The sequence below is a fragment of the Corynebacterium tuberculostearicum genome (assembly GCF_032821615.1).
GTDB lineage: Bacteria > Actinomycetota > Actinomycetes > Mycobacteriales > Mycobacteriaceae > Corynebacterium > Corynebacterium tuberculostearicum_H.
Genome location: NZ_JAVBIF010000001.1, coordinates 323695 through 338509 on the forward strand (window position 1 = coordinate 323695; position 14815 = coordinate 338509).

General features: G+C 59.0%; 13 protein-coding genes. 6 read left to right on the plus strand and 7 right to left on the minus strand.

Going from position 1 to position 14815, the window contains the following annotated elements; translation table 11 throughout:
- Window positions 1–4: 4 nt before the first annotated feature.
- Window positions 5–1774 carry a proline--tRNA ligase gene (locus tag RAE09_RS01565; RefSeq protein WP_316980780.1) on the minus strand — a complete coding sequence of 590 codons (1770 nt, stop codon included), beginning with the start codon at window positions 1772–1774 and terminating at the stop codon, window positions 5–7.
- Between the two features lie 31 nt (window positions 1775–1805).
- On the opposite strand from RAE09_RS01565, the gene yaaA reads away from it, so the two are divergent.
- Window positions 1806–2528 (plus strand): peroxide stress protein YaaA, encoded by a 723-nt coding sequence (gene yaaA / locus RAE09_RS01570; RefSeq protein WP_316980781.1) that lies wholly within the window; start codon window positions 1806–1808, stop codon window positions 2526–2528.
- Between the two features lie 30 nt (window positions 2529–2558).
- Here yaaA and RAE09_RS01575 read toward each other — a convergent pair whose 3' ends face one another.
- From RAE09_RS01575 to RAE09_RS01595, 5 genes are all read right to left on the minus strand, one after another.
- On the minus strand, window positions 2559–3872 hold the full coding sequence (locus RAE09_RS01575) for a DUF4921 family protein (protein ID WP_316980782.1): 1314 nt from the start codon (window positions 3870–3872) through the stop codon (window positions 2559–2561).
- A gap of 27 nt (window positions 3873–3899) precedes the next feature.
- Window positions 3900–4652, minus strand: coding sequence for an ABC transporter permease (locus tag RAE09_RS01580; protein WP_316980783.1), 753 nt, complete (start codon window positions 4650–4652; stop codon window positions 3900–3902).
- A 45-nt stretch (window positions 4653–4697) separates the two neighbouring features.
- Window positions 4698–5597 (minus strand): ABC transporter ATP-binding protein, encoded by a 900-nt coding sequence (locus RAE09_RS01585; protein WP_179386638.1) that lies wholly within the window; start codon window positions 5595–5597, stop codon window positions 4698–4700.
- Between the two features lie 66 nt (window positions 5598–5663).
- Complete coding sequence (locus RAE09_RS01590; protein ID WP_302257982.1) at window positions 5664–6407, minus strand: response regulator; 744 nt, start codon at window positions 6405–6407, stop codon at window positions 5664–5666.
- Entirely contained in the window at window positions 6400–7287 is an 888-nt protein-coding gene (locus RAE09_RS01595) for a sensor histidine kinase (RefSeq protein ID WP_236587096.1), read from the minus strand. The genes RAE09_RS01590 and RAE09_RS01595 overlap by 8 nt, the downstream gene beginning before the upstream one ends.
- A 364-nt stretch (window positions 7288–7651) precedes the next feature.
- Between RAE09_RS01595 and RAE09_RS01600 the strand changes: the two genes are divergently transcribed.
- Both RAE09_RS01600 and RAE09_RS01605 read left to right on the plus strand, forming a co-directional pair.
- Window positions 7652–8473 (plus strand): PhzF family phenazine biosynthesis protein, encoded by an 822-nt coding sequence (locus RAE09_RS01600; protein ID WP_316980784.1) that lies wholly within the window; start codon window positions 7652–7654, stop codon window positions 8471–8473.
- Entirely contained in the window at window positions 8474–9829 is a 1356-nt protein-coding gene (locus tag RAE09_RS01605; protein ID WP_316980785.1) for a protein adenylyltransferase SelO, read from the plus strand.
- Between the two features lie 85 nt (window positions 9830–9914).
- Here the strand turns inward: RAE09_RS01605 and mqo are convergent, their stop codons facing one another.
- Window positions 9915–11411 carry a malate dehydrogenase (quinone) gene (gene mqo / locus RAE09_RS01610; RefSeq protein ID WP_005325195.1) on the minus strand — a complete coding sequence of 499 codons (1497 nt, stop codon included), beginning with the start codon at window positions 11409–11411 and terminating at the stop codon, window positions 9915–9917.
- A 264-nt stretch (window positions 11412–11675) separates the two neighbouring features.
- On the opposite strand from mqo, the gene RAE09_RS01615 reads away from it, so the two are divergent.
- The 3 genes from RAE09_RS01615 (at window position 11676) to RAE09_RS01625 (ending at window position 14811) form a co-directional block, all read left to right on the plus strand.
- A complete protein-coding gene (locus tag RAE09_RS01615) occupies window positions 11676–12704 on the plus strand; it encodes an alpha/beta hydrolase (protein ID WP_005328696.1) in 1029 nt (342 codons plus the stop codon).
- A 27-nt stretch (window positions 12705–12731) separates the two neighbouring features.
- Window positions 12732–14135 (plus strand): mycothione reductase, encoded by a 1404-nt coding sequence (gene mtr / locus RAE09_RS01620; RefSeq protein WP_316980786.1) that lies wholly within the window; start codon window positions 12732–12734, stop codon window positions 14133–14135.
- A 316-nt stretch (window positions 14136–14451) separates the two neighbouring features.
- Window positions 14452–14811: a hypothetical protein gene (locus RAE09_RS01625; protein ID WP_005325199.1), complete on the plus strand. Its 360-nt coding sequence runs from the start codon at window positions 14452–14454 to the stop codon at window positions 14809–14811.
- Window positions 14812–14815: the final 4 nt, after the last annotated feature.

The window sequence follows — 14815 nt, forward strand, 5'->3', positions numbered from 1 at the left end:
ACAATTAGCCGCGCACGAGCTCGAGGATCTTGTCCACGATGTCCTCGGCTGGAACCTCGAGGGTCTCTCCCCCGCGGATGCGCAGCTCAATCTTGCCTTCCTTGAAGGCACGGCCCAGAATTGCCACGAAGGGCATGCCAAGGAGCTCTGCATCCTTGAACTTCACGCCTGGGGAGACCTTTGGGCGGTCATCGAAGAGCACCTCGAGCCCCTTGGCAGATAGCTCTTCTACCAGCTTGTCGCCGGCCTCCATGGCTGCTGCATCCTTGTTGGCAACGGCTACGTGTACCTGGTAAGGAGCGACGGCAACCGGCCAGTTGAGGCCCTTGTCATCGTGGCGCTGCTCAGCCAGGACGGCCAGCATGCGGGTAATGCCAATGCCATAGGACCCCATGGTAGGAACGGCGCGCTTGCCGTTTTCGTCCAGAATCTGGACATCGAAGGCCTCGGTGTACTTGCGGCCCAGCTGGAAGATATGACCGAGCTCAATGCCGCGCTCCAAGGTCAAGGTGCCGTGGTTTTCAGGAGCCAGGTCGCCTTCTTTAACCTCTGCGGCCTCAATGAACTCATCCACGGTGAAATCGCGGCCGGCCACGCAGCCAACCACGTGGCGCTCGCTCGCATCGGCACCGGTAATCCACGCCGTGCCCTTGACCACGCGCGGATCGGCCAGGACCTTGATGCCATTGGCGTTTAAAGCGCGCGGGCCCACATAGCCCTTGACCAAGAAGTCATTGTCTGCGAAGTCCTTGTCCCCGGCCAGCTCAAACTCCACCGGCTCGAGTGCGGCCTCAAGGCGCTTCTCATCCAACTCGCGATCGCCAGGGATGAGAACGGCAGCCAACTCGGACTCGCGCTCTTCGCTCTCCACGGCCGGGTGGTAGAGCTTGACCATCATGCACTTGAGGGTGTCTGCCGCGGTGGCCTCGCGGCCGTCGACAGTAATGCCTGCGCCCTGGGCCCATTCGACCAGCTTCTCAATGGTCTCTGCTCCCGGGGTGTCATGCTCCTGTGCCTCTGGCTGGCCCTCAATATCCTTCTCCGCCGGTGCTGGGGTCACCACGGCCTCGACGTTGGCTGCGTAGTCGCCCTCGGTGGAGCGCACAAAGGTATCCTCGCCTACCTCAGATACGGCGAGGAATTCCTCGGAGGCGGAGCCGCCCATGGCACCAGAGGTGGCCTTACAGATGGCGTAATCGATCTCTAGGCGGTTGAAGATATTCTGATACGCCTTGCGGTGGCGGCCGTAGGACTCGTCCAAGCCCTCATCGGTCATGTCGAAGGAATAGGAATCCTTCATCGTGAATTCGCGGCCACGCAGCACACCAGCACGAGGGCGCTCCTCATCGCGGTACTTGGTCTGAATCTGATACAGCGTAACCGGGAAATCCTTATAGGAGGAGTACATATCCTTGACCGCACTGGCAAACATTTCCTCGTGGGTAGGGCCAAGCAGCATATCTGCGTTCTTGCGGTCCTTGAGGCGGAAGAGGTTATCGCCGTATTCCACCCAGCGGTTGGTCTTCTCATAAGGCTCGCGCGGCAGCAAAGCAGGAAAGAGCATTTCCTGGCCGCCGATGGCGTCCATTTCCTGACGGACTACATCTTCAATCTTGCGCAGGGTGCGCAGACCCAACGGCAGCCAGGTATACACGCCCGGCGCGACGCGGCGTACATAACCGGCGCGTACGAGCAGCTTGTGGCTGGGGACCTCGGCATCGGCGGGGTCCTCACGGAGGGTACGGAGAAATAGTTCAGAAAGGCGGGTAATCATGTACAAAAATATACCCCGCTACCCTGTATATATGCTCATTATCCTCCCTCCTTCAGAAACTAAGGCCCATGGCGGTACGGGACAGCCCCTTGACTTCAGCCAACTGTCCTTTCCGCAATTGCACGCCACCCGGCAAGAAATTGCCGCTGAGCTGCAGTCTCTTCCGGTAGACGAGGCCATGGAGGTACTCAAGCTTTCGGAAAAGCTGCGTGGTGAGGCCGAATCCAATCAGGGGCTTTTTACCACCCCCACCATGCCTGCCGTGTTGCGTTATACCGGCGTGCTTTTTGATGCCTTGGATGCCCCTTCCCTGCCCACATGGGATCGCCTTGCTATTGGCGACGCCCTCTTTGGTGTCCTCCGCGCCAGCGACCCCATTCCGCATTACCGGCTTTCGGGTGGCTCGAAGCTTGGCGGCCGCACCATGAAGTCGCGCTGGGGCAAGCAGATTGCCCAGGCGCTCGAGGGGGTGGACGAGCTTATTGTGGATCTGCGCTCGGGCACTTACCAGCAGCTCGGCCGGGTAAAGGATGCGGTAACGGTACGGGTGGAAAGCGTGCAGGACGATGGATCGCGCAAGGTGGTCAGCCACTTCAATAAGCACTACAAGGGCCTGTTAGCCCGCGAGTTGGCGCTCTCGCCTGCCGACGCCTATAGCGCCGCCGACGTTGCCGCCATCGCGCGCGCCGCGGGTATGACCGTTGAGGAGCCGGGGCCTGGGTCGAGTGAGCTTACGCTCGTCGTCAAGCGCTAAGCCCACCTTGAACGACTCAGCACAGCTTGCCTAGCGCAGCTGCGGGTTATACAGCAGGCTATTGCGCTGTACCGAGCATTCGGTAGCCACGCGAACCGAGCGGGCAACATGCCCGGACTCGCGCAAGGGGTAAAGCTTGCCTACTACCCTATCGCGCAGATCCCAGGGCGAGATGGTGTTGAGATAAATTTTGGTGCCGCCTTCGAATCCGGCAAGGGTAGAAATGCGGAGCTTGATGAGAATGCGCCATGGCTGAGCCACGTCGACATCGGCAGGCTTGTGGTGCCATTCCTCATTGCAGGGCACCTCGCGGCCCACTGCGGCGTGGGCGGCGTGGACGAGGTCGCTCATGGCGCGGATTTCTTCTTCCGACTGCCGCCAGGGCTCACAGGTCGCGGACTTGGAGTAGACCTCCAAGGTGGGATAGCGGTGCCCAAAGCCGGCGAAGAGGACGGCATGGTCGTTTTCCGCAATGATGAGGTTGCGGCTAGCGGCATAGTCCACCGCCCACTCGTTGTACATATTCATATTGCTGCGCAGCATCTGTACCTCCCGGTGGGAGGCCATGCCGCGGTCATCGATGGCAACGAGTTGCTTGTGCAGGTGCTCAAAGGAGGCGCCGGCTGGCTGCAGCCAATTTTGGAAGGCCACCACATAGGGTGCGTAGCGGTTGCGTTCGTAGAGGTCGCGCATGGCGTCAATAGTCAGCTGCATAAAGAGCAGGTGCTCTTCGGCGCTGAGGGTGCCGGAAGATACCACTTGGGAATCATCCTGTGCACCGCGCTCAAAATGGCGGCCCGCCACGATGACGTCGTGGCCACCTGCGAAAAAGCCCGCCGCCTGTTCTATAAGTTCCTCTTCGCTTGCTTCAGGAAGGTGCGCTGCCTTGCGCTTCGTGCGCACGATATTGAGCACATGTTCACGGCCGGCAGGATCTGCAAGGTAGTTGTCCATGCGTTGGCGGGTCTCAGCATCCATGTCGAAGCCGTAGTTGGCGTGCCAATAGTCAAAGGAGACGATTTCAAACAGATTTGGAATGCGGCGAAAGGCCGGGACGGTGTGGCCGTATTCGCTCAAGGGCAATCCACGCACAATCCCGCCGGACGGCAGAATGCGAGCCTTTTCCGGCGGGGTATCGGTCATGCGACCTGAGCAAAAAGCGCAGCGGTGGGTGAAGTCTTCTTCGTGCAGTGGCTGTGGGTTAGCCACTGGCGTGGACAGCGGGCGGTTGCCGCGGCCCGGCACGGTCCACACCTCGGTCCCAGAGAACGGGTTGACCTGCTTGACCGTGCCATCCCGCATGGTCTGGATAGGTTCTATGCGGGCAAAAAGTGCATCACTCATGCCCACTAGGGTAGTAACTCCTAGTAGCTATTTCGCAACAGAGCGACGACGCGCCACCGCACAGGCCCCACCAACGGTGAGCAAGATCATCACGATTAGAACGACAGCGGCAACGGCTCGAGATTGCTCATCACCACTGCGGTTGGCGCCCATTACTAGCCCCCAAGCGTTGGCATCAGGTAGCACGCGGAGGATAGCCTTCGCCCAAGGAGCGCTAACGGCATCGAGGGCGGTTTCAATGACGAAATACTCTGCCACGAGAATCATCGCTGCGAATGCACCACTGCGCAAAAGGTACGCCAAGCTGGTAGCTAACAGGATAAAGACAGTCCACTCAACGTAGGCAAGGATGAACCCCTTGTTATCCGGCCAATGCATGAAGCTGTCAAAATTGAAATCACCTCCGAAGGCAGTAATCAACAGCGTGGCTACCACCATTCCCAGTGTGGCCGCGAGCAGTAACGAAAAGGTGATGATGAAAAATTGGCTCAGCACTATACCTACGCGGCGATTTGATGAGAGGTATGACCATGAAACTGTTCCTTTACTTTGGTCGCCGCCTACCATCATGGCGGCAGCAAACACCATCACGACAATGGCGAGTGAACCGGAAATGGACACATCGACAGCCTCGAACTTGCCGTCGACCGTACCATTGAAGTCATTCGCCCAAGCCAACAAGACAGCGCCGGCAGCCATGCCAGCTGAAACTACGGCGAGGTATATCCAAGTAGAGCGGAGCGAAAATAGTTTCCGGGATTCAGAAATCAGAGCGTTCATGTGAATCTATCCTTTGCAGATGGAGCGTATTGTGCAGGTGAAAAACTATGCAGAGCGGTAGGCCACGTGGTCGGCGGTCGCGCCGAGGTAGGCCTCTTCCAAGGAGGGCTGTTTGCGTTCCAAGCTGGAGATAAGAATGCGGTTATCCAGGCAGATGCGGCCGATGTCGGAGCCTTCGAGGCCGCGCACGCGCAAGACTTCACCGTCAAAGGAGGTCTCCGCGTCGGTGCCGTGCAGTAGGCGCAGGAGTTCATCGGGCTGGTCCACAATTACCTCGAGGCTTGCGCCTCCCGTGCCGTTGACGAACTCTTCCACCGTGCCCTCGCCCAGCAGCTTGCCTTTGCCGATGACTACGAGGCGGTCGGCGGTGAGCTGCATTTCCGAAAGTAGGTGGGAGGAAACCAGCACGGAGCAACCGGCCTCAGCGAATTCGCGGATGCGGGCACGCATCCAGTGCACGCCTTCGGGGTCGAGGCCGTTGACGGGTTCGTCGAGAAGCAAGTGCTTCGGCTCGCCGATGAGCGCACAAGCAAGGCCCAGGCGCTGCTTCATGCCTAGCGAATAGCCGCCCACGCGCTTAGTGGCTACCTGAGTTAGGCCGACGCGGTCCAAGGTGTCATCCACGTGGTTCATAGACACGCCCTGCAGCGCGGCCATGTAGCCCAGGTGGGCACGGGCGCTGCGGCCCGGGTGGAACCAGTTCGCATCCAGCAAGGTGCCCACCATGGTGGCGGGATTGGACAGTTCACGGAAAGGCGTGCCATCAAAAGTCGCGGTGCCGGAAGTCGGATTCTCCAGCCCCACGCACATGCGCATGGTGGTGGATTTGCCGGAACCATTCGGTCCGAGGAAGCCGGTGACTTGACCGTCAGGAACCTCGAAGGAGAGGTCATCTACTGCTTTAAAGGAACGGAAATTCTTGGAAAGGTGTGAAACTTTGAGCATGGTTCCCATCGTGCCGCCTGACCGGCACAAAGTAACCATCCTTGGGAGTGATTTAGCAGGTCATACCTAGGGATGAGACAGCAGTTCCTCCACCGAGACCACGCCATGGGTAAGGGCGTAGAGCACAGCATGCACGCGGTCGCGCGAGCCGGTTTTCGTCAAGATATGGCGTACGTGGGTCTTGACCGTGGCCATGGAGACGAACTCGCACTCCGCGATTTCGGTATTCGAATACCCCAGTGCCATCAGCTTGAGGACGTCTAGCTCGCGTGGCGTGAGATCTTCTGCCGGAGGGGCGGTAGCCGCTGCCGCAACGGGGGTGGCATGTGAATTAGGCTGTGACGCGGACTGCTCGCTGCGCAGTTGCTGCAGCACCTGGGCGGTAATGCGCGGTGAAAGGACGGCCTCGCCGGAATGTACGGTGCGAATGGCGGCGAGGAGATCTTCCGGTTCGACGTCTTTGAGCAGGAATCCGGAAGCCCCGGCGGAAATGGCGCCATGGACAAAGTTCTGGTCATCGAAGGTGGTAAGCATAATGACTTGGGTATCCGGGAATTCCGGCAGCAGCCTTTCGGTGGCGGCGATGCCATTGACGCGGGCCATCTGGACATCCATGAGCACAATATCGGCAGGCTGCGCGCGGGCGAGGTCGAGGACTTCATCGCCATCGGATGCCTGCCAGGCAACGTCTAAATCCTCTTGGGAGCCAAGGAGCATGGCGAACCCGGCGCGCACGAGGGGCTGGTCATCTACTAGGCCAATGCGGATGGGAGCGGCATGCGATCTTGCTGGCTGCTCAGAGTTAGTCATTGGGTACCTCCACGGTGATAAAGAAGTGTCCGTCCTCTGTGCGGGTAGCAACGCTGCCGCCATAGGCCCTAACGCGCTCGCTCATCCCGATGAGCCCGTAACCGGGCTCGTGATTGTCCGGCGTGCGTGCGGCCGGGTTATCGGCGCTCAATACTAGGCCGCTTCCAGTAGAGCGAAAGCGCAGCACTCCCCTTTTATCGCGGGAATGCTTGAGCATATTGGTCAAAATCTCTTGCACCACGCGGTAGACGGTGAACTGATAGAGCTCGTCGCTTTCGGTCGGCAGGTCCTCCAGCCCGTGCACGGTGATATCGAAACCGCTGCGGCGGGCTTCCGAGATGAGTCCTGCGATATCACTCGCGCCGGGCGCCTTGGTATCGGCGCGGGAATCTCCATCTCGCAGCACGGAGAGCAATCCGCGCATCTGTTTGAGGGAATCGCGGGAGGTAGAGGCGATGGTTTCTAAGGCTTCTGTGGCCGCTGCGGGATTTTTGGCGGCGGCGAACCGGGCGCCGTCGGCAAGAGCGATAACGCCCGCTAAGTTATGCGCCACAATGTCATGCATTTCGCGGGCGATGCGGTTGCGCTCTACCGCGCCGGCCATCTCCGCACGTTCAATCAGAAGCTGCTGGTCCTCGCGCTTTTTGCGGTCATTGGTGCCAAGCAGGAAGAAAAAGCCCATGACCGGCCACGCGATGATGACGACGGAGGCGAAGGCAGGAAGCGGGCCAACAGTGGTGTCTTCGAGGCCAAAATCGATGCCGCTGATAATCCTCCGCCCGTATAGGTCCGCTGCGGTGGCCGCCAAGGAGCCAAAGGCAATCCACCCTATCCAGATTCGCTGTAGTCGTTTGGGTGAATGTGCTCCTATCAGAAACACGCAGTAAGCCAAAGGGAAAAAGTGAGCGTTGCCCATTGCAGCAAGCGGGGTAAAGATGCACACCGTTAGTGTGATAGCAGTGACCCCGATGGCATATTCCCTGAGCTTGGGGTGTAGCCAGAGTGCTAGTGGAATAACGACTGTATAAAGTACGAGAACCAGCTCCTGGAAAAGCGAAGTTCTATCAATAACACCTTCTGCCGCCGGCACCGAAGCCCCCCAGAAAAACAGCGGAATGATAATTCTCCACGGTGGGCCTACCCACGCGCGAAGTGCATCGGGCCATAGCTTCTTCATGGCTTTCTAGGCTAGCGCAGGCCCTAGGCCATAGTCCTCATCCCTGGGGCTGACTAGACTGGCGGGCATGCACCACGAGTTCTTTGAGGTTGATGTTTTTGCCACGGGTGCCTTTAACGGCAATGCCTTGGCGGTGATTGCGGGCGCCGATGGGCTAAGTACCGAGCAGATGCAGGCAATCGCGAACTGGACCAACTTTTCTGAGACTACCTTCTTGCTCGAGCCTCACGACGCCCGCGCGGACTACCGCGTGCGCATTTTCACCCCGTACGAGGAGTTTGATTTTGCCGGCCACCCCACCTTGGGCAGCGCTGCCGCGTGGCGGGCGCTAGGCAATAACCCGCAGACAGAGGGAACTATCGTCCAAGAATGCGGCGTGGGCTTGGTAACCGTCCGCGAAGAGGGCGAAGTCTTGTCCTTTGCTACCCCGCCGCTGCGCCGCGATGAACCGCTAAGCCCGGCGGATCTGAAGGAGGCCTGCGGTGGGCTGGGGCTAGATAGCGCGGATATTGTTGACCATGGCTGGGTGGACAATGGCCCGGGCTGGCGCCTGCTGCAATTACGCGATGCCGCGGCGGTGCGCGCGGTTGAGCCTCGATCCGAGCGCCCCAAGGTCGGCGTAGTGGGCCTTAATCCCAACGCCGCAGAGGGTGAGTCGGCCTATGAGGTTCGGGCCTTTACCACGCAATTCGAAGACCCAGTCACCGGTTCTTTCAATGGCGGCGCCGCGCAGTTTATGCGCTCGCGCAACGTGGTGCCGGCGCGTTATACCGCAACACAAGGCAGCCAGATAGGCCGAGCGGGCGAAGTATTTATCAACGATGACGGCACGGATATTTGGGTAGGCGGTCGCGCCCAGATTCGCGTGCGCGGAACACTGGAGGTTTAGATGCAGCTACACCACGATTTTGCCCAGAAGCTCCCCCACTTGGTTCGCCCCACCGAGGGTGAGGAGCAGCCGAACCCAGAGATGGTCATTTTGAACGAGGAACTGGCTAGTCAGTTGGGCTTTGACCCGGACTGGCTGCGCTCCTCCGAGGGCATAGATTTCCTTACCGGCCGAGCAGGCGGCCACGCTATGGCCTATTCCGGCTTCCAATTCGGTGCGTTTAACCCGCAGATGGGAGACGGCCGGGCCATGCTCTTAGGCGAGGTAGAAAAGGACGGCCGTTTGTGGGATCTCCATGCCAAAGGGACTGGGCTTACTCCCTTTTCCCGCCTCGGGTCCGATGGCCGCGGAACGCTATCTTCCATGCTGCGCGAGTACCTAATCTCTGAGGCTATGCATGCCTTGGGTGTTCCCACCACCCGGGCGCTGGCGGTTATCTCCACCGGCCGGCCCATTCAGCGCGGGCACGTGCAACCGGCCGGCATTGTGGTACGCGTGGCAGCCAGCCATATCCGCGTCGGCACCTTTCACCTAGCCGCGCAGACGGATTACACCCGCCAGTTGGCCGACTATGCCATTGCTCGCCACTACCCTGGCGCGGACTACCAGGAATTTTTCACCCAGGTGATGGATGCGCAGATCCGCACCGTGTCCCACTGGATGCGCTTGGGCTTTATTCATGGCGTGATGAATACGGATAACACCACCATCTCTGGCGAAACCATTGACTATGGCCCCTGTGCCTTTATGGAGGCCTATTCGCCCGCGACGGTCTTTTCCAGCATCGATAGGCAGGGCCGTTATGCCTTTGGCAATCAACCCTCCATTCTGGGATGGAACCTGGCCCGCTTGGCGGAATCCCTCCTGCCGCTTTTTGATATGGACATGAATAAGGCCATGAGCTTTGCCCAAGAATCCATCAACGGCTTTACCGACCGCTTTGCGGACCAGCGCAGGGCAGATGTGGCGAAGGCTTTGGATACCTCTCTAGAAGTCGCTTCTTCTTATGCGGCTGCCATGCAGCTCAACGGCCCAGATATCACGCTGGCTCACCGCGCTCTTGCCGACGCCGCCGCAGGCCACCACACCCACGCCCGCGAGCTCTTTGCCAAGGGAGACTTCTTGGATGACTACCTTGCGTCCTCGCCCGATCCTTCCCGCGTCGATAGCGCCATGCCGCGGGTTATCCCGCGCAACCTCGCTGTAGAATCCGCGCTGGATGCTGCCGAACGCGGGGAGATGGGCCCGTATCAGGAGCTCCTCCACGCGGTCACCCACCCGTGGGAGCCCAACTCCACGTTCGAATCGCCGGATCCTAATGGTCTCGAGGGCTACCTCACCTACTGCGGCACCTAGGGCTGCCATTACCTGCCTAGGACGCACGAAACCCTCGCACCGGCACGAAGGGGGTGCGAGGGTTTGTGAGGCCGAAAGCTAGCTCTTAGCGGTCCAGCTTCAGGGTCTTCTGGGTGTACTCCCACATCTCGTCGTACAGCTTCTCATCGTTGCGCAGCTTGATGCCATAAGACGGAACCATCTCGCGAATCTTGTCTGCCCAATCAATCATGTGCTCGCCGAAGCAACGCTCCAGCAGCTCCAGCATGACGGCCGGGGCAATGGATGCACCCGGGGAAGCGCCAAGCAGGCCGGCGATATTGCCCTCCTGGTTGTTCACCAAGGTGGTGCCGAACTCGAGGGATCCGAACTGCGGAGCACCAGCAGGCTTAATCACCTGGACGCGCTGGCCAGCGATAACGGTCTCCCAGTCGCTTTCCTTTGCTTCCGGTACGTACTCGCGCAGGGCTTCCACGCGGTCCGAGAAGCTCTTGCGCACCTCATCGACCAGGTACTTGGTCAGGCCGAACTCCTGCACGGCAACACCAAGGTAAGAGGTGATGTTGTCTGGGCGGATGGACTTGAACAAGTCCAGGTAGGTGCCCTTCTTCAGGAACTTCGGGCTCCAACCACCGTAAGGTCCGAAGAGCAGGCCCTTCTCGCCGTCGATCACGCGGGTATCCAGGTGCGGCACGGACATTGGCGGGGCACCCACGGCAGCCTTGCCGTAGACCTTCGCCTGGTGCTGCTCAATAAGCTCTGGGTTCTTGGAGCGCAGCCACAGGCCGGATACCGGGAAGCCTGCGTAACCGGCAACTTCCTTCACCTTTGCCTTGCGCAGCAGGTCCAAGGCGTAACCGCCGGCACCGACGAAGACGAACTTTGCCTTGACTACGGTGATGTCACCGGTGTGCTTGTTCTTGGAGTACACCTTCCACGCGGAGCCATCGCGCTTGATGTCGATGACCTCATGGCCGTAGCGGATCTCGGTGCCGGAGGCCTTAGCTGCGGTCAGGAACTGCTTGGTCAGCGCGCCAAAGTTCACGTCGGTACCAGCGTCGGTCCAAGAAATGGCCACCTTATTGGAGAAATCACGACCCTTCGCCATCAGCGGCAGCTTCTCAGCAAAATCAGAATCGTCCGCGGAGAACTGCATGCCCGGGAACATGTGCTTCTCGCTCAGCACATCATAGCGGCGCTTGAGGTAATCTACCTGGATTTCGCCCTGTGCGAAGGACACATGCGGAACCGGATTAATGAATTCGCTCGGGTCGGTGAGAATACCGTTGTTGAGCTGGTGGGACCAGAACTGGCGAGACTTCTGGAACTTCTCGTTGATGCCCAGAGCCTTGGAGATATCAATGCGGCCGTTCTTCTCCGGGGTGTAGTTCAGCTCGCACAGTGCGGAGTGGCCGGTACCGGCGTTATTCCACGGGGAGGAGGACTCCAAAGCGGGGCCATCGAGGCGCTCAAAGACCATTTGGGTCCAGCTGGGCTCCAACTCGCGGAGCATAGCACCCAGGGTGGCGCTCATGATGCCAGCACCGATTAGTGCTACATCGACCTCGTCTACAACCTGTGCTGTCTTCTTAGCGGAGGACACTGTGTTATTACCTCTTCGAATTGAAAATAGATATCCATCGGCGCGGTCTACGCCTTGATTTTTAGCGCTTAGCGCCCCGCGCCACCATCGCTGCACTATGACAACCTGGCAGTGCGTCACGCATTAAGGCCTTACTCTACGCTTTTCTCATCCAATTTGGGATTTCTCCCCCAGACCAGTGGCGAAAATGTGGGAATTTCCGCCCCCACTATTTACACCCCACCGGCAGCACCATAAATTCTTCGTTGCACCTAGAATCGAGGCATGGTTACACACTCCCCGGTATGGGGCCCAGACAAGCTTGGCCCTGACTATGAAGCTGCCACCATTGACTTGGGTACAGACCCCGATGGCGAGGGCGACGTGGTCACCACCCTGGTGCACTACGCGCCGGAGCATGCGGGCGATACTGCACGTGAGTCAGCCGCCCCGTCTCGCCCGGCACTGGTGTGGCTACACGGCATGACCGATTATTTCTTCCACACCCACGTAGCCGAGCACTTTGCCGCCGAGGGTTATGACTTTTATGCCATCGATCTGCGCAAGTGCGGCCGCTCGCGCCGCTCGGGCCAGTCGTGGCACTATGCTTCGGACCTGGCGCTGTACTTTACAGACCTCACCGCCGCTCTTGATGCGATCCCCAATGATGAAGTCATCTTCATCGCCCACTCCACCGGTGGCTTGATCGCCCCGCTGTGGATGGATCATCTGCGCCGAACCGACCAAGAACGCCACCAACGCTTGGCGGGCCTCATCCTTAATAGTCCATGGCTGGACATGATGGGCGTGCCCGGCCAGGTCCTCACTCCCCTCAAGCCGCTGCTCTACACATTGGGCCGCATCGCCCCCATGACTCCCCTGCCTGGTGGCAACCTCACTGCTTACGGCGAGTCCGTGCATAAGGATTTCTACGGCGAATGGAATTTTGACCTCCGCTTTAAGCCACTGGCGGGCCATAAGAAATATGTCGGTTGGATAGCCGCGGTATTCCACGGCTTTGATGCTATTCACAGCGGCCGCGTTGATGCCGGTGTCCCCATCTTGACGCTGCAGTCCACTCGCACCCAATTGGGTCAGCCTTACTCCGACAGCGTGAACCACGCAGATGTCATCATCGACGTTGCGCAAACGCGGCGCTGGGCAAAGGAACTTAGTGCCCACTACACCTTGCATCCCATCAAGGGGGCTAGGCACGATGTGTTCCTATCGCTTCCGGACCCGCTCCAAGAAGCTTTTGACGCCTGTGACAAGTGGCTGCCCACCGTCCTAGAAACCCCACAATCTACTCAGTAATTAAGCCCCTATATATAAGGAATAAACGTGACTACTTCACACCAGTCCCACACGCCCGCTGCCGAGGAACATTTCGACCTCATCATCATCGGCACTGGCTCCGGAAACTCCATCCCTAGCCCGGATTTTGATGACCGGAAAATCGCCATCATTGAAAAGGGCACCTTTGGCGGGACCTGCCTCAACGTAGGCTGCATTCCCACCAAGATGTATGTCTACGCCGCCGATATTGCCCTAGCGGCGCGCGAGGCCGGCCGGCTCGGCCTTGATGCTCAGGTCACTAGCGTGGATTGGGATTCCATCGTGGACCGGGTCTTTACCAACCGCATCGACCAGATTGCCCAGGGCGGCGAACAGTACCGTCGCGGCGAAGAAACCCCGAACATTACCGTGTTTGATGAGCACGCCCGTTTCGTCGGCCCGAAGACCATTCAGACCGGCGAGCATGTCATCAGCGGCGACCAGATCGTCATTGCCGCCGGCTCCCGTCCGGTCATTCCGGAGGTCTATGCCAACTCGGGCGTGAAGTACTACACCAATGAAGACATCATGCGCATGGACCACCAGCCAGAAAGCCTCATCGTGGTAGGCGGTGGCTATATCGCCATGGAGTTTGCTCATGTCTTTGACGGCCTCGGCACCAAGGTGACCGTGGTCAATCGCTCCGAGACCTTGCTGCGCCACCTGGACGATGAACTGTCCAGCCGCTTCAACCAAATTGCTCGCGATCGCTTCGACGTGCGCATAGCCAATGGCACCAAGCTCGAGGAAACTGACACGGGCGTGCGGTTGGAATTGGACAATGGTGAGTCCATAGAAGCAGAGGCAATCCTGGTTGCCACAGGTCGCACTCCAAATGGCGATCAGATGGATGTGGATAAGGCAGGCATTGAGCTGCTTGCCGACGCCCGCGTGAGCACCGACGAGTTCGGCCGCACCACCGCCGAGGGTGTTTGGGCGCTTGGCGATGTCTCCTCGCCGTACATGCTCAAGCACGTAGCCAATGCGGAGACCCGCGCCGTGCAGCACAACCTGCTCCACCCCGAAGATCTCCGCCCACTGCCCCACGACAATGTCCCTGCCGCGATCTTTACCCACCCACAAATCGCCACAGTGGGCCTAACTGAGAAGCAGGCACGCCAGAAGGGCTTCGACGTCACCGTCAAGGTACAGAACTTTGGCGACGTTGCCTACGGCTGGGCTATGGAAGATCACACCGGAATCTGCAAGCTGGTAGCAGACCGCTCCACTGGGCAGCTTCTCGGCGCGCACCTGATGGGCCCGCAGGCCTCAACCTTGATCCAGCAATTGATTACCGCGATGGCCTACAAGTTGGACATGCGGGAATTCACTCGCAACCAATATTGGATCCACCCTGCGCTGCCAGAAGTAGTGGAAAATACCCTTTTGGGACTGGAGTGGAATAAGTGAACTGTTACGTGATCCTTCTCACACTCCTCCAGTTTCTTCCCAGGGTTTAGGACGTTTTCCCACTTCACGCCAAGGAAGTCCCATTCACAATTTCAGGAAATTCACCACCATAAAGGGGCCCAAATTAATTTAATCGCTGAAATTCCGGTCTTTGACGTGCAAAAGGACGGGAGTTTTACTAAATTCACTTGGGACACCGGCTCGAGCCGATACGAACACGGCTACCGCGTGTTTATGAATACCGCCTGTGTATTCAATAACACTTTGGTTTCCCAGTGCGGAAGCCTTGCAAGTACGACTTTTAAGGAATTTTGATATGCGTATCCGCAATGCAGCAATCGCTGGCGCAACCGCTCTCGCCGTTGCCTTCGGCGGCACCACCGTTGCCGTAGCAGCTGAGGGCTCTTCCGACGCCGCTCAGACCGCTCCTGCCACCAACGAGGGCTCCCCCTCCAAGGGCCAGAGCTTCCCTAGCAAGGTAGACCAGAATCTGAAGCTCGAGGGCGAGAAGGAAGCTGACGGCACCAAGATCTTCGGTTCTTCCAAGGACTTCTCCGAGCAGCCGGTATGGGCTAAGGTTCTGTACTCCCTTACCATCCTGGGCGGCATCGGTGCTGTTCTGGGCGGCGTCATCGGCCCGGTCTACAACTTCATCAACCACGGCCCTTCCTTCTAAGCAA

Bases quoted from the DNA above. Each gene is read 5' to 3' on its own strand.
- RAE09_RS01565 (WP_316980780.1), bottom strand. From the start codon at position 1,774: ATGATTACCCGCCTTTCTGAACTATTTCTCCGTACCCTCCGTGAGGAC.
- yaaA (WP_316980781.1), top strand. From the start codon at position 1,806: ATGCTCATTATCCTCCCTCCTTCAGAAACTAAGGCCCATGGCGGTACG.
- RAE09_RS01575 (WP_316980782.1), bottom strand. From the start codon at position 3,872: ATGAGTGATGCACTTTTTGCCCGCATAGAACCTATCCAGACCATGCGG.
- RAE09_RS01580 (WP_316980783.1), bottom strand. From the start codon at position 4,652: ATGAACGCTCTGATTTCTGAATCCCGGAAACTATTTTCGCTCCGCTCT.
- RAE09_RS01585 (WP_179386638.1), bottom strand. From the start codon at position 5,597: ATGCTCAAAGTTTCACACCTTTCCAAGAATTTCCGTTCCTTTAAAGCA.
- RAE09_RS01590 (WP_302257982.1), bottom strand. From the start codon at position 6,407: ATGACTAACTCTGAGCAGCCAGCAAGATCGCATGCCGCTCCCATCCGC.
- RAE09_RS01600 (WP_316980784.1), top strand. From the start codon at position 7,652: ATGCACCACGAGTTCTTTGAGGTTGATGTTTTTGCCACGGGTGCCTTT.
- RAE09_RS01605 (WP_316980785.1), top strand. From the start codon at position 8,474: ATGCAGCTACACCACGATTTTGCCCAGAAGCTCCCCCACTTGGTTCGC.
- RAE09_RS01615 (WP_005328696.1), top strand. From the start codon at position 11,676: ATGGTTACACACTCCCCGGTATGGGGCCCAGACAAGCTTGGCCCTGAC.
- RAE09_RS01625 (WP_005325199.1), top strand. From the start codon at position 14,452: ATGCGTATCCGCAATGCAGCAATCGCTGGCGCAACCGCTCTCGCCGTT.